Here is a 23,285-nt window from a genome sequence, read left to right as displayed (position 1 = left end):
GGCGCCAGACGGATGAAAGGAAAGTTATGCGTTGTTTGATGATTTTGGCGCTGGGGTTCCCGGTGTCCGGGCTGGCCCAGACGAATGACGGCACGGACGTTTTTATCGGCTTGGGCGCAAGGTCTGCCCCGGCCTATTTCGGTGCGGACAGCAACGAGACTGGCGTAACTGGACGGTTGAAGTTTGCTGAAACTTTAGCAGGGGACATCGCGCTGGGTGAGAGCGGGCTTTACAGCCTTGATCTTGGTGGGTCGCTGCGGTTTGTCCGGGCGCGGACGGCCAGTGACCATGCCGCACTGACAGGTCTGAGCGATATTGATCCGACGCTAGAGGTTGGCGGCGAAGTGACGTTTATTGCCCCGCAATACCAAGTGTTTAGCGCATTGCGTTACGGCCTTGGTGGACATGCGGCCTTTGTGGCCGAGCTCGGTGGTGACCTTGTCTACAGGGCTGACGACGCGTGGTCCCTGCGCGGTGGCCCGCGCCTCTTATGGGGCAGCGATGATTACGCGCAGACCTATTTCGGCGTCACCGCAGCCGAGGCAACGGCCAGCGCCTTTGACGCCTATGATGCAGGTGCAGGGGTGATCAGCGCCGGCATCGCGGCCGAGGTCATGTATCAGGTGACACCCGATTGGGGCGTGCTTGGCATCCTGCGTTATGACCAGCTGCAAGGCGACGCCGCCGACAGCCCCGTCGTGCAAAGCAAGGATCAGACCAGTGTCAGCCTGATGGTCACGCGGCGCTTCAGCTTCGGGTTCTAAGAGGGGGGCTGAAATATTGTCACAAATATTTCAGCCCCACCCACCAGCGTTGTCAGACCAGCCGCGACATCTCGACCGCGGCGCGCACGAAATCGGCGAACAGCGGGTGCGGGGCAAAGGGTTTTGATTTCAGCTCGGGGTGGAACTGTACACCGATGAACCAGGGGTGGTCCTGCCATTCCACGATCTCGGGCAGCTTGCCATCGGGCGACATGCCCGAAAACAGCAGGCCCGCGCTTTCCAGCGTCTCGCGGTATTTGGTGTCCACCTCATAACGGTGCCGATGCCGTTCCTCGATCGTGGTGCTGCCATAGACATCTGCAACCTTTGATCCGGGCTTGAGGCTGGCGGTATAGGCCCCCAGCCGCATGGTGCCGCCCTTGTCGTCATCGGCCTTGCGCGCGACGGTGTGGTTGCCCTGCACCCATTCCTTGAGGTGATAGACCACAGGCTCAAACCGTTTGCCACCGGCCTCGTGGTCGAATTCTTCTGACCCTGCCTTGGCCAGTCCCGCGACATTGCGCGCTGCCTCGATCACGGCCATCTGCATGCCCAGACAGATGCCCAGATAGGGGACCTTCTTTTCGCGGGCGAATTGCGCGGCCTTGATCTTGCCCTCGGTGCCGCGTTCGCCAAAGCCGCCGGGGACCAGAATGGCGTGATAACCTTCCAGATAGGGGGCGGCATCTTCGCGGTCGAACAGTTCCGCATCGACCCATTCGATCTTGACCTTCACCCGGTTGGCCATGCCGCCATGGGTCAGCGCCTCGGCGATGGATTTATAGGCGTCTTCCAGCTGGGTATATTTGCCGACGATGGCTATTTTCACATGGCCTTCGGGGTTGTGGATGCGGTCATAGACATCATGCCACATCGCAAGGTTCGGCGCGGGCGCAGGCGAGATATCGAAGGCATCCAGCACCGCCTGATCCAGCCCCTGTTCGTGATAGGCCAATGGGGCCTCGTAGATGGATTTCAGATCATAGGCTGCAACAACCGCCTCTTTGCGCACGTTGCAGAACAGGGCGATCTTTTCGCGTTCTTTTTCTGGGATCGGGTGTTCCGACCGGCAGACAAGGATATCGGGCGCGATCCCGATAGATTGCAATTCCTTGACGCTGTGCTGGGTCGGCTTGGTTTTCAATTCACCACTGGCGGCCAGATAAGGCAGCAGGGTCAGATGCATGAAAATGCATTGCCCGCGTTTCTTGTCATGCGCGAACTGGCGGATCGCCTCGAAAAACGGCAGGCCCTCGATATCGCCGACGGTGCCGCCGATTTCGCACAGCATGAAATCGACCTCGTCTTCGCCGATTTTCAGGAATTCCTTGATCTCGTTGGTGACATGCGGGACGACCTGAATGGTCTTGCCCAGATAATCGCCGCGCCGTTCCTTTTCCAACACGGTGGAATAGATGCGCCCGGAACTAACCGAATCCGTTTGCCGGGCAGGCACGCCGGTAAAGCGTTCGTAATGCCCAAGGTCCAGATCGGTTTCGGCCCCATCATCGGTGACGAAAACCTCGCCATGTTCAAACGGTGACATCGTGCCCGGATCGACGTTCAGGTAAGGGTCAAGCTTGCGCAGCCGGACAGAAAAGCCGCGTGCCTGCAACAAGGCCCCAAGGGCCGCAGAGGCCAGCCCCTTGCCCAAAGAAGACACAACGCCACCGGTGATGAAAATATAACGTGCCATAGGCGGCAGCCCCCGTGAAAAGTCTAAAATAAGTGGGAAAGCGACCCGTTAAAATCGCATCATCACGGGATTTGACCCATAGTGGATTCGGCGCTGCTGCGCAACCTCGTGACGCAAGATCATGTTGCCGACCGTTGCAGATCGGCAATCAGTTGTGGTCAGTCGCCCGCAGGCAGCAAAGGCTCTTCGGCAGCAGAGGGGGGCAACAGGCTATCGCCAAGGTCCGGCACCGTCACGTCATTCTGGTTCAGGTTGATCCCGCCGACACGGTCGGCAACCGACAATCCCGCCGTATTGCCCGCCGCAATCAGCGTCAGCGTGATCGAGGTGGCGATGAATGCCGCCGCCAGCATCCATGTGAACTTGCTGATCGCAGATGCAGGGGGGCGGCTGTTCGCCGTGCCGCCACCGCCGCCCATACCCAGCCCACCGCCTTCGGACCGCTGCAACAGAACGGTGCCGATCAGGCTGAGCGCCAGGATCAGGTGGATGATAAGGACGACGTTTTCCATTTCTTGCCTTTCAGGGCTTGCGCACTGGCGCGTATCTAAAAGCAGACAGCGCCTCCCGCAACCCCTGTTGTCTTTTCGCGCGATGATGCGGGCGGGCGCTGCAACCGGCAGGGCGCAACTTTCCGGTTTCGCGCCTGCGCGCGCATCGCTATAGGGGGCATCGGGTCAGCAAAGGACAGTTTTATGGCAAATGTGGTGGTCGTCGGTGCCCAGTGGGGCGATGAAGGCAAAGGCAAGATCGTGGACTGGCTGTCCGAGCGGGCCGATGTGATCGCGCGCTTTCAGGGCGGGCATAATGCGGGCCATACGCTGGTCATTGATGGCAAGGTCTATAAACTGTCACTGTTGCCGTCGGGTATTGTGCGGGGCGGCAAGCTCAGCGTGATCGGCAATGGCGTCGTGCTGGACCCTTGGCATCTGATCAAGGAAATCGGCATTCTGCGCGACCAGGGTGTAACGATCACGCCGGACACATTGATGGTGGCGGAAAATACCCCGCTGATCCTGCCGTTCCACGGCGAATTGGATCGCGCGCGCGAAGCGAATGTGGGCATGGCGAAAATCGGCACAACGGGCCGTGGCATTGGCCCGTGTTACGAGGACAAGGTTGGCCGCCGCGTGATCCGCGTGGCCGATCTGGCCGATGATGCCACGCTGGAACTGCGGCTGGACCGCGCTTTGGCGCATCATGATGCGTTACGCCGTGGTCTGGGGCTGGACCCGATCGACCGCGCGGCAATCCTTGCCGATTTGCGCGCCATCGCGCCGCAGGTGCTGGCCTATGCCGCCCCTGTCTGGAAGGTGCTGAACGAACAGCGCAAGGCGGGCAAGCGTATCTTGTTCGAAGGCGCGCAGGGCGCGTTGCTCGATATCGACTTTGGCACCTATCCCTATGTCACATCATCCAATGTCATCGCAGGGCAGGCGGCGACAGGCGTCGGCATGGGGCCGGGCGCGATTGATTTCGTGCTGGGCATTGTCAAAGCCTATACCACCCGCGTCGGCGAAGGGCCGTTCCCGACCGAATTGCACGACGCCGATGGCGAACGCCTTGGCCAGCGCGGCCATGAATTTGGCACCGTGACAGGGCGCAAACGCCGCTGCGGCTGGTTTGATGCCTGCTTGCTGCGCCAGACCTGTGCCACATCGGGGATCAACGGTATCGCGCTGACCAAACTGGATGTGCTGGACGGGTTCGAGGTGCTGAAAATCTGTGTCGGCTATGATCTGGATGGCGTGCGGTTGGATTATCTGCCCACCGCTGCCGATCAACAGGCGCGCTGCACCCCGATCTACGAGGAAATCGAAGGTTGGTCGCAATCCACCATGGGCGCGCGGTCCTGGGCAGATCTGCCCGCACAGGCGATCAAATACGTCCGCCGGATCGAAGAGTTGATCGATTGCCCCGTCGCCCTAGTTTCTACCTCACCAGAGCGCGAGGATACGATCCTTGTGACCGACCCTTTCGCTGATTGAGGATCATGACCTACAAGAACCGCAAACGCCTGTCCCTGTTCGTGCTGGTCGTGGGCCTGCCCGCCTATATCGTGTTGGCCGTTACCATCATGTCCGAAGCAAGCCGGTTTCCCATCGCGATTGAATTGCTGATCTATGTCGTGCTGGGGATCGCCTGGGTGTTCCCGCTGAAATGGGTGTTCAAGGGGATCGGCCAAGCCGACCCCGACGCGCCAGACCATAAATGAAACAGGCGGGGGCAGCCCCGCCTTTTGCTTTTGTCATCCGCGCGCTGTCATGTCATCGGGGCGGAACCTTGTGCCATCCGTCACCTGAAAACGGCCGTTGTCCAACTTGATAATCCGGTTCTGGCGCAACAGTCGCCCGAAACAGCGCAATCCGTCTTCGCGTGAAATCTCGGTCTGGGTCAGGCTTTGAACCAGTTTCATCACCTGTGGCCGCGAGAAATCGTCTTCGCCCAGCAAAAAGGTGATATAGGCAGCAGCCGCTTCGATCAGGTCTTCAAGGCTGGTCGCGGCATAATCGGCGGCGAATTCGGCAAAGCTGATCAGGCGCTGCCCCGAATCCGTTGCTTTTGCCGCAATCTGGCGCAGGCGTTGCGATGCCGGTTCGGCGGGTATGTCCGCGCGCTGGGACGCGACAAGGCGCAGGGTTGCCGGGCTGCGCGGTGCGCTGATCGCGTCGGGATTGGGATTGACGGCATCAGCAACCATATCCGCATCGTCAGTGTCTTCCACAGTCTCGAATTCATCCAGATCGTCGCGGTATACTTCGCTCGGGCGGTGCTGAGGGGCGCCATCGTCGCCCAGCTGGCGTGCGGCCTCGGTGGCGGCCACGGCCGCCTTGAGCTGCGCAAAAGCGTCTTGCTGGCGGCGGTGTTCGGGCTGGTTCAGCGCGGCATCGGTATGCGACAGGATCCGGCTGATCGCATCATCGGCGTTGTCTGACAAGGCGTGCCGCTTCTTGCGATCCTCGATCACGCGTTCGATTTCAGCGACCTCGGCGTGCAGGTCAAGCCCGTCATCTGCGACCAGATTGGCCAGATGCAGACTTTCGTCAGATGTCTGGTTTTCCGACGGCAAGGCGGTGACAACATCTGCGCTGTTGGCGTCATCCATGATTTCGGGCGCGTCCTGCAGGTGGGGGAGGGCACCCGCTTGGGTCGCGGCGCGTTCGGCATTGCGCTTGGCCAGGGCCGCAAGGCGTTGGGCCAGCGGGTTAACCCCGCTTTGCGGCGCAACGCCGTCTTCTTCGGCTTGCTCGGCAGTGGGGCGATTGGTGGTTTCAGTCACATGGCCGCGGCCAACGACGCTGCGGATCCGGTCCAGCTTGGCGGCAACGCTCTCTTGGTCGAATGCTGCATCTGCCGCGTCTTCATCGGCGGATTGTGCCGGCGTGTCGCGCAGGCGCAAGCGCAACTTGCCGCCTGCCATCGCGGCCTCGATATCGCCGCCCGATGACACCCCCGCCACCCGCGACACTTCATCCATGTCCGGTGCCAGCAGAGCGTCGCCCACAAACGCCTCATGGCCGGCAAGATCGTGGAAATAGCTGACGATCTGCTTCATCGTCGCAACGCTATCGTCGAAACCTTCAAGGCGGCAGGAGAACATGCCATAGGTCACATCAAGGATCTGTGTCTGATCGGTCATGGCTGCTGTCTTTCGTGGTTGGTCTGCCGCAATCTGACGGAATCGGGCAGAAAGGTTGCCACGCTTAAACTGGTCCGTCATTCAGGCGGATAATGTGACCGTTTTGGGGAATGTTTGTGAATTGGGGCAAATAACATGATGCATCCAAGTATTGTTTCCAGCAGCAGCGCGATCAGCCTCGTCGGCGGCGCGCCGGTGGCAGATGCGGTCTTTGCCGTAGTTTCGCCTTATGTCGCAGGCTTTGTCGGCGTCGATGGCGGGGCAGATCATCTGCTGGCAGGCGGGATTGCCCCGATCGCGGTGATCGGCGATCTGGACAGTGTCTCAACGCAGGCCCGCGCCGCCTTTGCAGATTGCCTTTGGCATATCCCCGAACAGGACACGACCGATTTTGAAAAGGCGCTGACCCGCGTGACCGCACCCTTTGTGATCGCGCTGGGCTTTACCGGCGGACGGATGGACCATGCGCTGTCGGTGCTCAACGTGATGGCGCGGATGCCCGACAGGCGCGTGTTTCTGGTGGATGCGGACGACGTGTCCTATCTGGCGCCACAGGGCAAAAGCATGCTGGACCTGCCCGCAGGCACGCGCGTGTCGCTGATGCCGCTGGGGGATGTGCGCGCATCGGCGGCGGGCGTGGCTTGGCCGTTCACCGATTGGGCGCTGCATCCGGTGGGGCGCAACAGCGCGTCCAACATGGCGGCGGAGGGGGGCGTTCAGATCACGGCGCAAGGGCCGCTTTTGGTCACGCTGCCGCTGGCCTGTTTGGCTGCGGCCATAACAAGCGGCATGCGCGCTGGGTGATGTCACGCGACCGCAAAGCGAAGACAATCAGCCGAACACGAAACGCATCATCTTCCGAGCCCCAATATCCCCGCGCGGAGCGCTCCCCGATTGCCTAGCAATTGGGGACATTCACGGCCAGCCCACCCAGCGCCGTTTCCTTGTATTTCTCGGACATGTCGGCGCCGGTCTGACGCATCGTCTCGATCGCGACATCAAGTGCGACGAGATGCTGGCCATCGCCGCGCAGCGCCAGTGACGCCGCCGACACCGCCTTGATCGCGCCCAGCCCGTTGCGTTCGATGCAGGGCACCTGCACCAGCCCCTTGACCGGATCGCAGGTCATCCCAAGATGGTGTTCAAGCGCGATTTCGGCGGCATTTTCCACTTGTTCGGGCGTGCCGCCCAGCACGGCGGCCAGCCCTGCGGCGGCCATTGCAGCGGCGCTGCCCACCTCCGCCTGACAACCGCATTCCGCGCCCGAGATCGAGGCATTCGTCTTGATCAACCCGCCCACTGCCGCTGCCGTCAGCAGAAAATCCCCCACGCGGGATGACGCTGCCCCCGGCACATGGTCCAGCCAATAGCGGATCGTCGCAGGGACAACACCGGCAGCGCCGTTGGTGGGCGCGGTCACGACCTGCCCACCGGCGGCGTTTTCCTCGTTCACGGCCATGGCATAGGTGGACATGTAATCGTTGATCGTATGGGGCGCGGTCATGTTCAGCCCGCGTTCGGCCATGAGCGCGGTATATATCCCCTTGGCGCGTCTGCGCACGAACAGCCCGCCGGGCAATATGCCATCTGTCGCCAGCCCCCGGTCGATACAGGCATTCATCACCTGCCAGATCCGCGCCAGCCCCCGGTCCAGATCGGCGGCGGACATGCGCGTCAACTCGTTGGCGCGTTTCATCGCGGCGATGCTTTGCCCGCTGGCGCTGGCCATCTGCAACATCTCGGCGGCGGTGCGGAACGGATAGGGGACGGCGGGGCCGGTGTCGGCAGCGCGCCCTGCGGCCAGTTCATCAGCCGTCAGAACAAAACCGCCGCCGATGGAATAATAGGTCACCTGCGTGATCACGTCGCCTTGAGCATCGGTGCCTGACAGGACTAACCCGTTGGCATGGCCGGGCAGGGCAGGGCCGTAATCGAACCGCAGATCGGCTGACGGATCGAACCGCAGCAGGCCCAGACCGTCGGGCGCGATGGTGCGGTCGGCCTTGATGCGGGCAAGCTCGGCCTCGGCCCGGGTTGCGTCGTAATCATCCGCGCGCATGCCCGCCAGCCCAAGGATCACCGCGCGATCCGTCGCATGGCCGATGCCGGTAAAAGCCAGCGATCCATGCAAGGATGCGCGTAGCCCCGCGACGCTGAACGGCAAGGCGCGCAGATGGTCCAGAAACCGTGCCGCGGCAACCATCGGGCCGATTGTATGGGATGATGACGGGCCGATACCGACCTTGAACATATCGAAGACGGACAGGAACATGGGTGCGTCCTTACTGGTGCCTGATCTTGCTACCTGCTTTGCCGTGCAGGCCATCCCTCAAAAGCGACAGCCGCCCTGCGGGTTGCGTCAGTGCGGCATTTGTGGTCTCGCACCTTGTGGGCAAACTGCCTATAAGCAGCGCAACAAAATCGGAGAGCTGCGCATGACCATCGACTTGTTCCCCATGGATACGGCCAAATTCGTTGCCGCCAAACAGGCGACACATTATGTGCAATCGGGCATGAAGGTGGGTCTGGGGACCGGCTCTACCGCAGCATGGCTGGTGCAATGTCTCGGCGAGATGGTGCGCGATCACGGATTGCAGATCAAGGGCGTGCCGACATCCAACCGCACTGCCGAATTGGCGCGCGCTGCGGGGATCGAGATCATTACCCTGGATCAGGCCAAATGGCTCGACCTGACGATCGACGGGACCGATGAATATGACGCCAATCTGAACCTGATCAAAGGCGGCGGTGGCGCGCATCTGCGCGAAAAGATCGTGGCGACCGCCAGCGACCGGATGATCGTGATTGCCGATGCCTCCAAGACGGTGGCGACGCTGGGGGCCTTTCCCTTGCCGGTCGAGGTGCTGCCCTTCGGGATGCAGATCACGCGCGGTTTGATCGAGGAGCTGCTGGTCGGTGTCGATGTGCTGGGCCGTGACGTGATCCAGCGGATGCAGGGCGATGCGCCCTATGTCACGGATGAAGGCAATTTCATCCTTGATCTGCATCTCAAAAGCATCGGCAATCCGCGCCAACTGGCGATGATGCTGAACCAGATCCCCGGTGTGGTGGAAAACGGTTTGTTTATCGACATTTGTGATGTCGTGATCGTGGGCCACGGCACTGGCAAGGTTGAAATCCGTGACATCACCAACGACATAAATGATGTTGTGCAATTCGATCTGCAGGACGATGACAATCTGTTCGCAGACCTTGCGAAATAATCGCCTGCACCGACCCAAGGACCAGATATGAACTTTGACTATGATCTTTTCGTCATCGGCGGCGGCTCGGGCGGGGTGCGGGCTGCGCGTGTGGCGGCGGCCACCGGTGCCAAAGTGGCGCTGGCCGAGGAATTCCGCATGGGCGGCACCTGTGTCATCCGCGGCTGCGTGCCCAAAAAGCTGATGGTCTTTGCATCCGGCTATTCCGAAATGTTCGACGACGCCCGCGCCTATGGCTGGGATGTGACCGATGGCCCGTTCGACTGGCCGCGTTTCCGTCGCCATCTGCACAAGGAACTTGACCGGCTTGAAGGGATCTATCGCAAGCTGCTGGACAATTCCGGCGTCGAAATCTGCGATGCGCGCGCCAGTGTCACCGATGCACATACCGTGGTTTTGTCCACCGGCCGGACAGTGACGGCAAAACATATCCTGATCGCCACCGGCGGCCGCCCTGTTGTCCCCGACATTCCGGGGGCCGGGTTGGGGATCACCTCGAACGAGATTTTCCTGCTCGATGAATTGCCAAAATCGATCCTGATCGTCGGCGGCGGCTATATCGCGTCGGAATTTGCGGGCATCCTGAACGGGCTGGGCGTGAAGGTGACGCAATTCTATCGCGGTGCGCAGATCCTGCGTGGCTTTGACGACGAAGCCCGCGGTCTGGTCGCCGAAGGGATGCGCGAAAAAGGCGTGAACCTGCATCTGGGCACCAATATCGTCGAAATGCGCGCCGCCACCGCCGACGACCTGCAAGACAACGGCATGTCCGCGCCTATCGAACAGGGCAAGCCTGTCTCGGCGCCGTCCGGCGAACCGGCCAAGGGGATCTGGGTCAAGGCCACCAACGGTCAGGAGGCGATTTTTGATCAGGTCATGTTCGCCACCGGCCGCGCGCCCAATACCGAAAATATCGGGCTGGCAGCGGCCGGCGTGCAGATCGGGCGGCGCGGCGAAATCGTGGTCGATGACTACAGCCAGACCGGCGTGCCGTCGATCTATGCGATTGGTGACGTGACCGACCGCGTGCAGCTGACGCCAGTGGCGATCCGCGAAGCCATGGCTTTCGTCGAAACCGTGTTCAAGGGCAATCCGACGAAGCCGGATCACGATCTGATCCCTTCGGCGATCTTTACCCAACCCGAAATGGGCACCATCGGCCTGACCGAAGAAGCAGCCCGCGACATCGAACCGGTCGAGATTTATTGCACCTCGTTCAAGCCGATGAACCATGCCTTTGCGGGGCGCACGGACCGTGTCATGATGAAGCTGGTCGTCAGCTGCGCCACCCGTAAGGTGCTGGGCTGTCATATCGTCGCAGATCACGCGGGCGAAATGATCCAGCTGGCCGCGATTGCGATCAAGATGGGTGCCACAAAAGAGGACTTTGACCGCACGGTCGCGGTTCATCCGACCATGGCCGAAGAACTGGTCACCATGAAGGACCCTGTCCGCCGCGCTTGAATTTGCGCCGTCAGGACACACATGTCGAACAAGAACCCCGCGCGCGGGGCGAGTTGAAAGGAAGAATAGGGAAACGATGGCAGGAAATTCTGGAGGCCCGTGGGGCGGTGGCGGCAACAAGGGCGGGAACGGCGACGACGACCGCAATCGTGGCGGTGGGCGCAGACCCGGCAATGACGGTCCCAACATCCCCGAAATTGATGAATTGGTGAACAAGGGCCGCGAACAGCTGCGCGTCCTGATGGGCGGCGGCCGTGGCGGATCGCGTGGGCCAGGCGGCGAAAGTGGCGGTCAAGGACCGCAACTGACACGCGGCACCGTGGGGCTTGGTATTCTGGCGCTCGTGGCGTTGTGGCTTTTTGCCTCTTTCTATACGGTCCGGCCCGAAGAACGGTCTGTCGAATTGTTCCTGGGCAGCTATTACAAGACGGGTGAACCCGGCTTGAACTTTGCGCCTTGGCCCGTTGTCACCCGCGAGGTGCTGGCTGTGTCGACAGAGCGGACGATTGACGTGGGCGCAAGTGCCACCCGCCGTGATCCCGGCCTGATGCTGACTGGCGACGAAAACATCGTCGACATTGATTTCCAGATCGTGTGGAACATCATTGATCCGCAGCTTTACCTGTTCAGTCTGACTGATCCGCCCCAGACGATTGCGGCGGTGTCGGAATCTGCGATGCGCGAAATCATTTCGCAATCCGAACTGGCGCCAATTCTGAACCGTGACCGTGGCGCGATTGCAGACAGCCTGCGCGAAGCCATTCAAGCGTCGCTCGATAGTTTTGATTCAGGCGTGAACGTGATCCGCGTCAACTTTGACAAGGCCGACCCACCCGAGCCGGTGATCGCCGCATTCCGGCAGGTGCAGGATGCCCGTCAGGAACGCGACCGTCTGCAGAACGTGGCTGACGCCTATGCCAACCGCGTCGTCGCCGAAGCGCGCGGTCAGTCGGCACAGGTTCTGGAACAGGCCGAAGGGTACCGCGCCCGTGTCGTGAACGAAGCTTTGGGTGAAGCCAGCCGGTTCTCGGCCATTCTGGCAGAATATGTTCAGGCGCCCGATGTGACGCGCAAGCGGATCTATCTGGAAACACTCGAAGGTGTTCTGAGCGATGTCGATATCATCATGATGGATGAAAACGCTGCCGGCAGCCAAGGCGTCGTGCCTTATCTGCCGCTGAACGAAATGCGGCGCACGCCCGCTGCGACAGGAGGTAACAACTGATGCGGAAAACAGCACTTCTCATTCCCGCATTGGTGGTCATCATCGGCGTCGCAATGTCGTCGGTGTTCATCGTGGACGAACGCGAAAAGGCGCTGGTCCTCCAGTTCGGCCAGATTGTCAGCGTCAAGGAAGAACCCGGTCTTGGTTTCAAGATCCCGCTGATTCAGGAAGTCGTGAAATACGACGACCGGATCCTGAGCCGCGATCTGGACCCGATCGAAGTCACGCCTGCGGATGATCGTCGTCTGGTCGTAGATGCCTTTGCACGGTTCCGTATCGCGGATGTGGAACAATTCCGCCGCGCTGTCGGTGTCGGTGGGCTTGCGGCGGCGTCGCAGCGTCTGGACAGTATCCTGCGCGCTGAAACCCGCGAAGTCCTGGGTTCGGTGTCGTCAAATGACATCTTGTCGATCGACCGGGCTGCATTGATGCTGCGCATCCGCAATGGTGCCATCACGCAAGCGCAAGCCTTGGGTCTTCAGGTGCTGGACGTGCGCCTGAAACGGACCGACCTGCCCGAGGCCAACCTCAACGCCACCTACGAGCGGATGAAGGCCGAACGCGAACGTGAAGCTGCCGATGAAATCGCCCGTGGCCGTGAAGCCGCCCAGCGGATTCAGGCACAGGCCGACCGAACCGTGATCGAACTGGTGTCCGAAGCCGAACGCGAAGCCCAGGTCATTCAGGGTGAGGCCGACGCGCTGCGCAACGAAATCTTTGCAACAGCCTTTGGCGCTGACCCGGAATTCTTTGAATTCTACCGGTCGATGACCGCCTATCAGCGGGCCTTGCAGGGTGGGAACACGATGATGGTGATGTCGCCGGAAAGCGAGTTCTTCAATTACCTGCGGTCGGCCCAAGGGGCGGAATCGCTGCGCTCTACCGGCAATGGCGACACGGGGGCTGCCGTGCAGAACCTGCCACCGGTCGAGGATGAAGCAGCCCTGCGCTGATCCGCTGCACCCGTGCAGTATCGCAAAGGCCGGCCCTTGTGGCCGGCCTTTTGCATTGCATCACTTGCCGGTGAGGGGGATTGTACTGCTTCATGGATGCTCTAACTTGATCTTAGAATTATTGCAGGACAATGGTCCCGCCCATCCTTGAGGAGATGACCCGTGAACGCCAAGGCAGTCGCTATCCAAAAAGACCTTTCTCAGATGCGCCGCATCCTGATCGCATGCGCCAGCGCGATCCTGCTGGCAGTGTCATTCCTTGTCATGCAGGCCGTGGCCGCTTCTGCGCAGGACCGCCCGCCCAGCTTTGCCGATCTGGCCGAACTGGTCAGCCCCTCGGTGGTGAATATCACGACCAGCACAACGATCGCCGAACGCACCATGCCGCGCGGTATCGTCCCCGACGGATCACCTTTCGAGGATTTCTTCAACAACGGTCCGCGCGGTGGGCCGCAGCGGTCGTCTGCTCTGGGATCGGGCTTTGTGATTTCGGCAGACGGGTTCATCGTGACCAATAACCACGTCATCGAAGGCGCGGATGAGATCCTGATCGAATTCTATTCCGGTGTCGAATTGCCAGCCGAATTGATCGGCACTGACCCCAACACCGATATCGCCGTCCTGAAAGTAGACGCATCCGACCTGCCGTTCGTGGCCTTTGGCGACAGCAATGCCGAAGGCGCGCGCGTCGGTGACTGGGTGATGGCGATGGGCAACCCGCTGGGGCAGGGCTTTTCGGTTTCTGTCGGGATCGTGTCTGCGCGCAATCGCGCGCTGTCTGGCACCTATGACGATTACATCCAGACCGATGCGGCGATCAACCGTGGCAATTCGGGTGGTCCATTGTTCAACATGGACGGTCAGGTCATCGGCGTGAACACGGCGATCCTGTCGCCCACGGGCGGGTCTATCGGGATCGGTTTTGCCATGTCGTCCGACGTTGTGGTGAATGTCGTCGATCAGCTGATCGAATTCGGCGAAACCCGCCGTGGTTGGTTGGGTGTGCGGATTCAGGATGTGACACCTGACATGGTGTCGGCGATCGACGGGCTGGACAATGCGCGCGGCGCGCTGGTGACGGATGTTCCTGCCGGACCCGCAGAAGAATCCGGCATGCTGTCGGGCGACGTTATCTTGATCTTTGACGGGGTCGAGATCGCGGATACCCGTGAATTAGTACGCATCGTCGGCAATTCGCCCGTGGGCAAAGAAGTCCCCGTGCAGGTGCTGCGCGATGGCGAAACGGAACAGCTGATTGTGGTGCTTGGCCGGCGCGAAACATCTGAGGCCGTGGCGTTTCCCGCCGCCGCACCAGAGGCGCCTGCCGCCGAACCCGACACTTTGCTGGGTCTGACGCTGGAACCTGTCAGCCCTGAACTGGTGGAACAATTTTCGCTGAACGTCGATCAGGGTCTTGTCATCACCGCCATTGCACCTGACTCGGATGCCGCCTCCAAGGGGTTGATCGAAGGTGATGTGATCACCGAAGCCTCGCGCCAGCCGGTCGGCACGATGGACGAGCTGCGCGCACAGATCGACCTTGCGACCGAAGCAGGGCGCACGTCGATCCTGATGCTGGTGCGGCGCGGGGGCGATCCACGTTTCGTGGCGCTGGTGCTGGATCAGGAATAACCGGCCTTATCGCTTGCGGCAAAGGGCGGTCCTGATGGGCCGCCCTTTGTCCATGTGGCGGATTTGCGCTGGCACCGGCCCAATGGGTCATTTAGGAATAGCGCGACGCATCAATTCTACAAAGGACCCAAGACAATGGCGAAAATCACTTATGTCGAACATGGCGGCAAGGAACATGTGGTCGATGTGGCCAATGGCCTGACAGTCATGGAAGGCGCACGCGACAACGGTATTCCGGGGATCGAGGCTGATTGCGGCGGCGCCTGTGCCTGTTCGACCTGCCATGTCTATGTCGATGACGCGTGGGTGGCCAAACTGCCCGCCAAAGACGCGATGGAAGACGACATGCTCGATTTCGCCTATCAGCCCGACCCGGTCAAATCGCGCCTGACCTGCCAGCTCAAGGTGAGCGATGCGCTGGACGGTCTGCGGGTGCAGATGCCTGAAAAGCAGATCTGATGCGGCTGTGCCTGCTGGCCTTGGCGGTTTTTCCGGCCTTGGCGCAGGCACAGACGATCACGGATGCGCGGCTGACCGGCCCGACCGACCGCTATCCGCATGGCGTGCTTGGCGCGCCCAGTGAACATGACACGCTCGAGGTCACATTGGCGGATGGCAGGCAACTGGCCACGCGCTGGCCCGCGCCGATGGTTTTCGAATATACCAGCCCCCGCGTGGTTGATCTGAACGGCGATGGCGCGGCAGAGGTGATCGTGGTGCAAAGCCACGAGACGTTTGGCGCGCAACTGGCGGTCTGGGGGCTGCGCGACGGTGCGTTGCAGCCGCTTGTCGCGGCGCCCCATATTGGCACGCGGTTTCGTTGGCTGGCCGTGGCGGGTGCTGCCGATCTGGACGGCGACGGCGCGATCGAAATCGCCTATATCGACCGCCCGCATCTGGCACGCGAACTGGTCGTGGTGCGGATCAGTCAGGCGGGTGATGCGTGGTCCTTGCGCGAAATCGCCCGTTCCGCCGGGCTGACCAATCACCGGATCGGACAGACCGACATTGCCGGTGGTATCCGCGATTGCGGGCCAGGGCCTGACATTATCACCGCGAATGCCGATTGGTCACGGATCATCGCCACGCGGTTACACGATGGGCGCCTGCAGCAGACGGACATCGGGCGGCATGATGGCACCGATAGTTTCGCCATAGCGCTGCGTTGTGGCCTGCTGCCGGATTAATCCAGCGCCGAGACGACTGCGATCAGCAAGGCGACCTCGACAAATTGCTGCGCGCCACCCAGAATATCACCTGTCTGTCCGCCGATCTTGGCCCGCGCGATCATCGCCCAGAGCACGGCAACGGTTGCCGCCACAATCACCAGCCCCAGATACCCCGTCACCAATGCCAGCCCCGCGCCGATCCCGATAGCGACCCAAGCCACACGCGGTGCAGGTCGCCCGACGGCGCGGCTCAGCCCGCCATCGCGGGCATGGGGCAGGGTGGCCATGACGCCCACCATCGCCGCACGGCTGAGTGCTGCGACGGTGACCAGCACCAGCGCAAAGCCCCCCGCGCCCGCGATCATGCCCAGCGCCGTCCAGCGCAGTACCAGCGTCAGGACCAGCGCGATCACGCCATAGGTGCCGATATGGCTGTCCTTCATAATCGCCAGCCGGCGCGCCTTGTCCCAGCCGCCCCATAGACCATCGACGCTGTCGGCCAGACCATCCTCGTGCATCGCACCCGTCACGCTGACCGCCAGCGCCAGCACCAGCGCCGCCGTGATCGCAGCCGGTACGCCGAGCCAGAGCAGCACCGCCATCGCCAGCGCCTGCATCCCACCCACGATCATGCCCGCCAGTGGATAGGCCCAGACCGCCGCAGCGCCCCGCGCGGTCGCTGCCGCACCATCCACCGGCACCGGCAGCCGCGTCAAAAGGCCCAATGCGGCAGGCAGGTCGATGGCGGCAAAAAGGCGATTGTCGGGATTGGTCAATTGTTTGCCCCTTGCGGCTCTTTTCATCTGTGACGTGATCGTTAGACAGTCAGGACATGTTACGCAACGAGGACCTGATGACAGCCCCTTTCACCACCCTTGCCGATTTCCGCGCGATCTTCGCCGATCTGACCGCCCCTGACGCCAGTGCAATCGCCGGTGCGACCGACCGCAACGGACAGTTGACCAAACCGCAAGGCGCCTTGGGCCGGTTGGAGGATCTGGCAATCTGGTACGCCGGCTGGCGCGGCAATCCGCGCCCCGCGATCACCGCGCCGCAGGTTATCATCTTTGCCGGCAATCACGGCATTTGTGCGCAGGGTGTGTCGGCCTTTCCGCCCGAGGTCACAGCGCAAATGGTCGCCAATTTCGACCATGGTGGTGCGGCGATCAATCAATTGTCCAAGGCGGCAGGCGCGCGGATGGATGTGCATGCACTGTCGCTTGAGACACCCACGGCCGATTTCACCCAGGCTCCCGCGATGACCGAAGCCGAACTGGTCAGCGCCTTGCAAACCGGTTGGAGCGCGGTTGATCCCGCTGCCGACCTGCTGGTCACCGGCGAAATGGGGATCGGCAACACCACATCGGCGGCAGCCCTTGCTGCGGCATTATTCGGTGGCACGGGCGCTGATTGGGCCGGGCGCGGCACCGGCGTCGATGATGCGGGCCTTGCGCGCAAGGTGGCGGCTGTGGATGCGGGGCTGGCCCTGCATGATGTGGCTGACCCGCTGGAGGCGTTGCGTTGTCTTGGCGGGCGCGAGATTGCGGCAATGGCCGGTGCGATGGCCGCAGCACGGGCGCACCGGATTCCGGTTATCTTGGACGGTTTCATCTGTTCGGCGGCGGCGGGCGTTCTGCACAAACTGCATCCCGCCGGTCTGGATCATACCGTCGCAGGTCATCTGAGCCTCGAAGGCGCGCATCAGACCCTGCTGGATGCCTTGGGCAAACAGCCGCTTTTGTCGCTGGGTCTGCGGCTGGGCGAAGGCTCGGGCGCGGCGCTTGCCATCACCATCCTGCAAGGGGCGATCGCCTGCCATTCCGGCATGGCCACTTTCGCCGAGGCCGGTGTCAGCGACGCCTGACCGGCGTTTAAAGGCGTCAAAACAAAAGCAGGTTCTGACGCTATTCAACCTTGCGGGATCTGCAACGCATAGGTGGTGCCGCGCTTGACATAGTTCAGCGCGTTTTCACCGATGGCGGTCACTTGTCCGCCGTCAAGGTCACTGCCGACCTGCACGCGGACAAATTGTCCGTTGCTGAGCCGTACGAGCGCGCGTCGCGCACTGGGTTGCCCATAGACGCCGATCAGGTTGATGTCGCGCAGGCGGATCGCGCTATCCTGCGTGGCGGCACGGGCAACGCCGCCTGGTACGGGTTCGTAATTCTGTGGGGCTGGGGGGGCTGCTGTCTGTACCGGTGCCGCAGGCGCTGCCGCGATTGCGCCGAGCGATGGCGCTGCCGCGGGTTGTTGGCGGCTGCGGGCCGCGGCGACGACGCGGTCGAAATTGTTGGGCCGGCTGGTCGGACGCAGTGAACGTGTCACCGCTAAGGCCGATGCGGTGGCGCTCGGGTTCGGCGTTGCCAGCGCGATACCGCCAAGAACGGCCTCAATCTCGCTGGCCACCGTAGCGGACGCAGGCAAGGCGGGGCGCACCCGTGGGCGGATCGCACCGGGGGGCGGTGCCAGATCGCCGATTGCATCCTGTCCGGTGGCACCCGGTTGCAACCCCGCCAAGGATACCCCGCCCGCTGTCCTGTCTTCGACAGCCGCAGGGCGCACGGGCGGCACAACCGGCGGCGGGCCAGGGATCACGACAATATCAGCCAGAATGTCTGCGACGCTGGTATCGACCAATGCGGCGTCCGTGTTGGGGGGCAGGGTCGGCCGCACGCGGAATGGCACGTTCGGTAGCCCTGCGTAAACGACGACACCTTCGGGCGTCAGCGTACCTTCGGGGGTCGCGCGCACAAAGCCGTCTTCGTCAATGTCGAAGATTGTACCGGCCGCAGGCGGGATCGCTGGTGGCACAAAGGCAAGATCGGTCGTCAGCGTTTCAATATCAGCCAAGCGCGGCGCGGCCACAGGGATCGGGGCGGCCGCGATGGCTGGCAAAGTGACGTCTTGGGTCGTGGTGGCAGAGGGCTGATCGACAAAACGCGGTGGCCGCTGCCAGACGCCTGTCGCGGCATAGGCGGCTTGCGCCTGATCCGCGCTCAGGACGTGCGTTGTTGCCATGACCCGCGCAGGTGGAGGTTGCGGCGCGCCGCCGGGGCTGTCAGCCGCATCTGGCGTCAAAGGCAAAGGTGGCGGGCTGGTGGCAAATGCGGTGTCGGCTTCGGGCAGCCTTTGTGCCAAAGCCTGCTGATCCGGTGGCGCGATCGCGATGTCGAGCTGCACCGCTGTGGGGCCGCTTTGGGATTGTGCGGCGACAGTGACGGGTACGTCAACCGGCACGGCGTCAACCGGCATGGGGCCGGATTGCAGCCACCAGATCACGCCCAAGGCGGCAAGGCTGGCAGCAATCGCGCCCGACACCCGATAGGCGGGCCATCGCAAAGCAGCCGTTGACACTGTCGCCATGACCCCGCCTAGCACCACAGCCCGCGTCGATCCGGGCGCAGGCACGGCGATCATCGGGACTTCGGTCTGGGTTGTGGGGGCATGATATGCGCCGATGATCCGGTCCAGATGGTCCGGTGCGGCAGGCACTGCGTCAGACAGGACCACGCGCGGCAGTGCAGGCACCACAGCTGCGGGTCTGTGCTGGGGGTAGTATTCGGTGATGATCTGGTCAAGCGGCGTCACTTGGGCTGGCTCAGACGCTGCGGCAGAGGGAATGACAGCTGTGTGCGGCTCCAGCATATACGCCTTGATCCGCGTGCCGATCAACCTGACCGGCAGGCTGTCGCGCGTCACGGTAACACCGGGGCCAAGATTGCGGGCGGCCATCGTGGTGGGACCAAAAAAGATTTCCTGCGCAAAAGTGTCAGGGTCCGGCACCGCGACAAAGGCGACGGGGTTGAAGCCATGCGCCGCAGCGAAATCTTCTGCCTCGCGCAGGGTGTCTTGGGCGACGGCGGCAATATGGGTGCGCCCGTTGCTGCGTTCGAAATCAATCGCCAATGCATCTAGCGCATAAGGCGTTGTTCCATCCAGCGCCTGCGTGATGTCGGCCAATGTGGTCTGGATTCCATCCAGCGCGAGGTATTTGACCTGCTCCATCGGGATCACAAGCTTGGTGCAAAATCCGTCAGGTGCCAGCGCCTGTCCTTTGCTGCGCAGATCGGCAAGGTCCGCCGCGATATCTTGCGACAACAGCGATGCCGTCCCAACACGACGCCATCCAGTGTCGGTACGTTGCAGCAGATCAATGCCTGCAAGCGAAAGCGAAAGGGCGAAATCGGGTGTCATATACCGCGTCTAGCAGGTTGAAGGCCGCATCTGAACGCCTTTGCGCAGATCCCGAAATCCTAAAGCAAAAACCCGCCCAAGCCAAGGGCAAGGGCGGGCTGATACTGTTGCGACAGGCCTAGCCGACAGCCTTGGCCAGCGCCTGATCCAGATCGGCAATCAGGTCGCGGGCATCCTCGATCCCGATGGACAAGCGCACGATGTTCGGCCCGGCCCCTGCGGCCTTTTGCTGCTCTGGCGTCAACTGCCGGTGCGTTGTGCTGGCTGAATGGATCACCAGCGAGCGTGTGTCACCAAGGTTAGCCACATGGCTGAATATCTCTAGGCTATCGACCAGTTTGACGCAGGCGTCATAGCCACCCTTGACGGCGATGGTGAACAAGGCACCCGCGCCTTTGGGGCAGATCTTGGGCACCAGATGCGCATAGGGTGAACTGTCCAGCCCCGCATAGGTGACATAATCAATGCGCGGATCATCCTGCAGCCATTTGGCGATGGTCTGTGCGTTCTGCACATGCCGGTCCATCCGCAGCGACAGCGTTTCGATTCCCATCAGCGTGTAATGCGCGGCTTGCGGGTTCATCGTCATGCCCAGATCGCGCAACCCGATAGCAATGCCGTGAAAGGTGAACGCGAGCGGGCCAAAGGTTTCCGCGAATGTCAGCCCGTGATAGGCGGGTTCGGGCTGCGACAGAGACGGAAACTTGTCATTGGCGCGCCAGTCGAATTTGCCACTGTCCACAATGCAGCCGCCGGTGACGGTGCCGTTGCCGGTCAGGTATTTCGTCGTCGAATGCACGACCAGCGTCGCGCCATGTTCGATAGGGCGGCACAGATATGGCGTTGCCGTTGTGTTGTCGACGATCAGCGGAATGCCCGCCGCATCAGAGATCGCGGAAATCGCGTCCAGATCGGTGATATGCCCGCCGGGGTTGGCAATCGCTTCGCAGAACACGGCGCGGGTGTCATCGTCGATGGCGGCGGCGACAGCGGCGTGGTCATCGAAATCGACAAATTTGGCCGACCAGCCAAAGCGTTTGATGGTCTGGCTGAACTGCGTGACCGTGCCACCATAAAGACGGCTCGACGCCACGATATTGCGCCCCGGCTGCATCAGCGGAAACAGCGCCATGATCTGGGCGGCGTGACCCGACGAACAGCACACACCCCCGACGCCACCTTCGAGCGTGGCGATCCGTTCTTGCAAGGCCGCGACCGTGGGGTTGGTCAGGCGCGAATAGATGTATCCGACCTCTTGCAGGTTAAAGAGTGCGGCGGCGTGTTCGGCGTCGCGGAACACATAGGCGGTGGTCTGGTAGATCGGCACCTGCCGTGCGCCTGTCGCGGGATCAGGGCGCGCGCCTGCGTGAACTTGCAATGTATCGAAACCGTAGCTGGGGGCGTCTGTCATCATCTCTCTCCCTGTGAATGGACTGGAAAAGGTGTAGGGCCAAAACGGTGGGCAAACAACAGCGCGCCGCGCGAAAAGACTTGTGCGGCAACAGGACACTTCGGGCTTGGACTTCGCAGTACAGAATGTGTAAATCGAGGGTGCAGAACCCAAGGAGCCGCCCATGCCCGTACCATTTCATTTCGCCTATCACGTCACTGATCTGGACGAGGCGCGCGCATTCTATACTGGCGCGCTGGGGGCCATTGAAGGCCGCTCTACCGACACCTGGGTCGATTTCGACTTTTTCGGCCATCAGTTGAGCCTGCATCTGGGCGAACCATTTGCCAATGCGCCGACCGGAAAAGTGGGTGATCACATGGTGCCGATGCCGCATTTCGGCGTGGTGCTGCCGCTGGATGACTGGACCCAGCTTGCCGGCCGGCTGGAAGACCGGCAGACCGATTTCATCCTTGCCCCTTCGGTGCGGTTCAAGGGCGAGCCGGGCGAACAATGGACGATGTTCTTTCGCGACCCCTCTGGCAACCCGATCGAGATCAAGGGTTTCGCCGCTGAAAGCGGTGTTTTCGCAGCCTGAGCGGCGGGGCAGTCGCCTCAAACACGTGATGCTTGGGTGATTGCACCCGCCTGACATTGTGGCCGCAATGGCCATGACCGGTGATGTAAAACAGCTGGCGATCAGCCTAGCGCATCCAATATCCTGCCGCCCTGATCTGGTTGCGGATTGCGCGTTCATGGCGGGGCAGGTTGGCCCTGTCGAACAATGCGCGCACCTTTTGCCCTTGGCCTTGATAGACCATCCGCTTGAACGGCGGGTGCTGGCGCAGGTGTTTCTTGATCTTGTTGGGCGCGCAGACCTGTTCCAGTGCCGCGATCTGGGCATCGCTGCCGCGCGCGTAAAGCAGGGGCAGCAGACGGTAATGACAGGTCAGATCACCGTCCAGCCCTGCCAGCGCCGCATCCGGCCTGCCGCCTTTCAAGGCATGGATGACCAGCGGCAAGGCCACCTGATCAAGCCAGGGATCAAGCGGCTGGATCACCAGTTCGGGCGGCGGCGCATCGCGGATCGCCACGGCGTATTTGGTGAACAGCGCGCCGAATTGCGCGGGGTCGGCCCCGTAAAACCAGCCCGCGTTGAAATAAAGATAGCGTTCCCAAAATTCATCCGGCTGCGACAGGTCCAGTGAAGAGGCGAAATCGAGACCGAATTTGTCATAAAGCGATTGCCAGATTGCGGTATAGCCCGGCCAATACAGGTCCTCGACCGGCCAAGTTCCCGTCCGGTTCATCGAAGCGGCAGGGCGCGTGAAATCGAACGGTACCGTGCTGATATCGCCGGTGATGAGCGTGTCGCTGTCGAAAAACACGAATGGCGCGCCCGCAGGCAGGGCCTGCAAGCCTTCGATCTTGTTGCCATGCGGATAGGCTTGCCCGAAATGCTGCGCGGTGAAAGGGACCACCTCTGCTTCCAATGCCACCAGCGCCGCCGTGATCTCGGGGGTCATGCGCGGATCATCTTGCCACAGCGGCCCCGGCTGCGGTTCCGCCACGATCATCCGCCCTGCAAACCCCGGCGCATGGGCGCGCAGGCTGGCCACAAAGACCAATGCCTCGTATTGCAGCCGTCCGCCCTGACCCACGATCATGATATTGAACGGCTGCGGCATGGGGCGAAATCCTGTCACTTTTTACCGGGTTTTTCGTAAGAGAAAACGCGCTGCAGTCACAATAGGAAAAAGTGGGAGAGTGGTGGGCGACCCAGGAATCGAACCTGGCGTGCGTCTCCGCGAGGGAGTTACAGTCCCCTGCCACACCTTGCGGCCTGTCGCCCACTGCGGGGGTGATTACCTGCGGCCCCGATTGCCGTCAACCGCAAAAGTCGCGGGTTTTCGTCGGCCTCTTCACAGCGCGGG

The 23,285-nt window shown here is 61.8% G+C and carries 21 protein-coding genes and 1 tRNA gene; 13 read left to right on the top strand and 9 right to left on the bottom strand.

From position 1 onward, the window contains the following. Nucleotides 1–26 precede the first annotated feature (26 nt). Nucleotides 27–764, top strand: a complete 738-nt coding sequence (locus SKA53_RS07275; protein ID WP_007205454.1) for a MipA/OmpV family protein — start codon at nucleotides 27–29, stop codon at nucleotides 762–764. Nucleotides 765–816: 52 nt separating this feature from the next. Here SKA53_RS07275 and SKA53_RS07270 read toward each other — a convergent pair whose 3' ends face one another. Together SKA53_RS07270 and secG are read right to left on the bottom strand one after the other, a co-directional pair. Beyond that, nucleotides 817–2,460, bottom strand: coding sequence for a CTP synthase (locus SKA53_RS07270; RefSeq protein WP_007205453.1), 1,644 nt, complete (start codon nucleotides 2,458–2,460; stop codon nucleotides 817–819). A 158-nt stretch (nucleotides 2,461–2,618) separates the two neighbouring features. Next, nucleotides 2,619–2,972 carry a preprotein translocase subunit SecG gene (gene secG, locus SKA53_RS07265; protein WP_007205452.1) on the bottom strand — a complete coding sequence of 118 codons (354 nt, stop codon included), beginning with the start codon at nucleotides 2,970–2,972 and terminating at the stop codon, nucleotides 2,619–2,621. 183 nt (nucleotides 2,973–3,155) lie between these two features. Here secG and SKA53_RS07260 point away from each other — a divergent pair, with 183 nt between their 5' ends. Beyond that, nucleotides 3,156–4,448 carry an adenylosuccinate synthase gene (locus tag SKA53_RS07260; RefSeq protein WP_007205451.1) on the top strand — a complete coding sequence of 431 codons (1,293 nt, stop codon included), beginning with the start codon at nucleotides 3,156–3,158 and terminating at the stop codon, nucleotides 4,446–4,448. A 5-nt stretch (nucleotides 4,449–4,453) separates the two neighbouring features. Next, the gene (locus SKA53_RS07255) at nucleotides 4,454–4,675 is read left to right on the top strand and encodes a DUF2842 domain-containing protein (RefSeq protein ID WP_007205450.1); all 222 of its coding nucleotides are present in this window, start codon (nucleotides 4,454–4,456) and stop codon (nucleotides 4,673–4,675) included. 33 nt (nucleotides 4,676–4,708) lie between these two features. Here the strand turns inward: SKA53_RS07255 and SKA53_RS07250 are convergent, their stop codons facing one another. Then, a complete protein-coding gene (locus SKA53_RS07250) occupies nucleotides 4,709–6,100 on the bottom strand; it encodes a hypothetical protein (RefSeq protein ID WP_007205449.1) in 1,392 nt (463 codons plus the stop codon). A gap of 135 nt (nucleotides 6,101–6,235) precedes the next feature. Between SKA53_RS07250 and SKA53_RS07245 the strand changes: the two genes are divergently transcribed. After that, nucleotides 6,236–6,904 (top strand): thiamine diphosphokinase, encoded by a 669-nt coding sequence (locus SKA53_RS07245; RefSeq protein ID WP_007205448.1) that lies wholly within the window; start codon nucleotides 6,236–6,238, stop codon nucleotides 6,902–6,904. Between the two features lie 94 nt (nucleotides 6,905–6,998). Here SKA53_RS07245 and SKA53_RS07240 read toward each other — a convergent pair whose 3' ends face one another. Continuing rightward, complete coding sequence (locus SKA53_RS07240) at nucleotides 6,999–8,372, bottom strand: L-serine ammonia-lyase (RefSeq protein WP_007205447.1); 1,374 nt, start codon at nucleotides 8,370–8,372, stop codon at nucleotides 6,999–7,001. Nucleotides 8,373–8,535: 163 nt separating this feature from the next. Here SKA53_RS07240 and rpiA point away from each other — a divergent pair, with 163 nt between their 5' ends. From rpiA to SKA53_RS07205, 7 genes are all read left to right on the top strand, one after another. Continuing rightward, nucleotides 8,536–9,324 (top strand): ribose-5-phosphate isomerase RpiA, encoded by a 789-nt coding sequence (rpiA, locus tag SKA53_RS07235; protein ID WP_007205446.1) that lies wholly within the window; start codon nucleotides 8,536–8,538, stop codon nucleotides 9,322–9,324. A 27-nt stretch (nucleotides 9,325–9,351) separates the two neighbouring features. Further along, on the top strand, nucleotides 9,352–10,788 hold the full coding sequence (locus tag SKA53_RS07230) for an FAD-dependent oxidoreductase (RefSeq protein WP_007205445.1): 1,437 nt from the start codon (nucleotides 9,352–9,354) through the stop codon (nucleotides 10,786–10,788). Nucleotides 10,789–10,864: 76 nt separating this feature from the next. Further along, nucleotides 10,865–12,013 carry an FtsH protease activity modulator HflK gene (gene hflK, locus SKA53_RS07225; protein WP_007205444.1) on the top strand — a complete coding sequence of 383 codons (1,149 nt, stop codon included), beginning with the start codon at nucleotides 10,865–10,867 and terminating at the stop codon, nucleotides 12,011–12,013. Continuing rightward, nucleotides 12,013–12,966, top strand: coding sequence for a protease modulator HflC (gene hflC / locus SKA53_RS07220; protein WP_007205443.1), 954 nt, complete (start codon nucleotides 12,013–12,015; stop codon nucleotides 12,964–12,966). The genes hflK and hflC overlap by 1 nt, the downstream gene beginning before the upstream one ends. A gap of 204 nt (nucleotides 12,967–13,170) precedes the next feature. Next, a complete protein-coding gene (locus tag SKA53_RS07215) occupies nucleotides 13,171–14,598 on the top strand; it encodes a Do family serine endopeptidase (protein WP_007205442.1) in 1,428 nt (475 codons plus the stop codon). Nucleotides 14,599–14,733: 135 nt separating this feature from the next. After that, a complete protein-coding gene (locus SKA53_RS07210; RefSeq protein WP_007205441.1) occupies nucleotides 14,734–15,057 on the top strand; it encodes a 2Fe-2S iron-sulfur cluster-binding protein in 324 nt (107 codons plus the stop codon). Then, nucleotides 15,057–15,785 carry an FG-GAP repeat domain-containing protein gene (locus SKA53_RS07205; protein ID WP_007205440.1) on the top strand — a complete coding sequence of 243 codons (729 nt, stop codon included), beginning with the start codon at nucleotides 15,057–15,059 and terminating at the stop codon, nucleotides 15,783–15,785. The genes SKA53_RS07210 and SKA53_RS07205 overlap by 1 nt, the downstream gene beginning before the upstream one ends. On the opposite strand, the gene SKA53_RS07200 is transcribed toward SKA53_RS07205, so the two are convergent. Next, complete coding sequence (locus SKA53_RS07200) at nucleotides 15,782–16,570, bottom strand: adenosylcobinamide-GDP ribazoletransferase (protein WP_007205439.1); 789 nt, start codon at nucleotides 16,568–16,570, stop codon at nucleotides 15,782–15,784. The genes SKA53_RS07205 and SKA53_RS07200 overlap by 4 nt on opposite strands. A gap of 50 nt (nucleotides 16,571–16,620) precedes the next feature. On the opposite strand from SKA53_RS07200, the gene cobT reads away from it, so the two are divergent. After that, a complete protein-coding gene (cobT, locus tag SKA53_RS07195; RefSeq protein ID WP_040482832.1) occupies nucleotides 16,621–17,631 on the top strand; it encodes a nicotinate-nucleotide--dimethylbenzimidazole phosphoribosyltransferase in 1,011 nt (336 codons plus the stop codon). 44 nt (nucleotides 17,632–17,675) lie between these two features. Here the strand turns inward: cobT and SKA53_RS07190 are convergent, their stop codons facing one another. Both SKA53_RS07190 and SKA53_RS07185 read right to left on the bottom strand, forming a co-directional pair. Then, the gene (locus tag SKA53_RS07190; RefSeq protein WP_007205437.1) at nucleotides 17,676–19,961 is read right to left on the bottom strand and encodes a hypothetical protein; all 2,286 of its coding nucleotides are present in this window, start codon (nucleotides 19,959–19,961) and stop codon (nucleotides 17,676–17,678) included. A gap of 118 nt (nucleotides 19,962–20,079) precedes the next feature. Next, nucleotides 20,080–21,372 (bottom strand): O-acetylhomoserine aminocarboxypropyltransferase/cysteine synthase family protein, encoded by a 1,293-nt coding sequence (locus tag SKA53_RS07185; protein ID WP_040483195.1) that lies wholly within the window; start codon nucleotides 21,370–21,372, stop codon nucleotides 20,080–20,082. A 163-nt stretch (nucleotides 21,373–21,535) separates the two neighbouring features. On the opposite strand from SKA53_RS07185, the gene SKA53_RS07180 reads away from it, so the two are divergent. Continuing rightward, entirely contained in the window at nucleotides 21,536–21,949 is a 414-nt protein-coding gene (locus tag SKA53_RS07180) for a VOC family protein (RefSeq protein ID WP_007205435.1), read from the top strand. A gap of 106 nt (nucleotides 21,950–22,055) precedes the next feature. Here SKA53_RS07180 and SKA53_RS07175 read toward each other — a convergent pair whose 3' ends face one another. Both SKA53_RS07175 and SKA53_RS15545 read right to left on the bottom strand, forming a co-directional pair. Further along, on the bottom strand, nucleotides 22,056–23,039 hold the full coding sequence (locus SKA53_RS07175; protein ID WP_007205434.1) for a hypothetical protein: 984 nt from the start codon (nucleotides 23,037–23,039) through the stop codon (nucleotides 22,056–22,058). 80 nt (nucleotides 23,040–23,119) lie between these two features. Then, nucleotides 23,120–23,203 (bottom strand) — tRNA-Tyr (locus SKA53_RS15545). Nucleotides 23,204–23,285: the final 82 nt, after the last annotated feature.

The organism is Yoonia vestfoldensis SKA53, assembly GCF_000152785.1.
Classification (GTDB): Bacteria; Pseudomonadota; Alphaproteobacteria; order Rhodobacterales; family Rhodobacteraceae; genus Yoonia; species Yoonia vestfoldensis_A.
The sequence above is the reverse complement of the archived record's forward strand: the minus strand, read 5'-3'. Positions and strand labels throughout refer to the sequence as shown.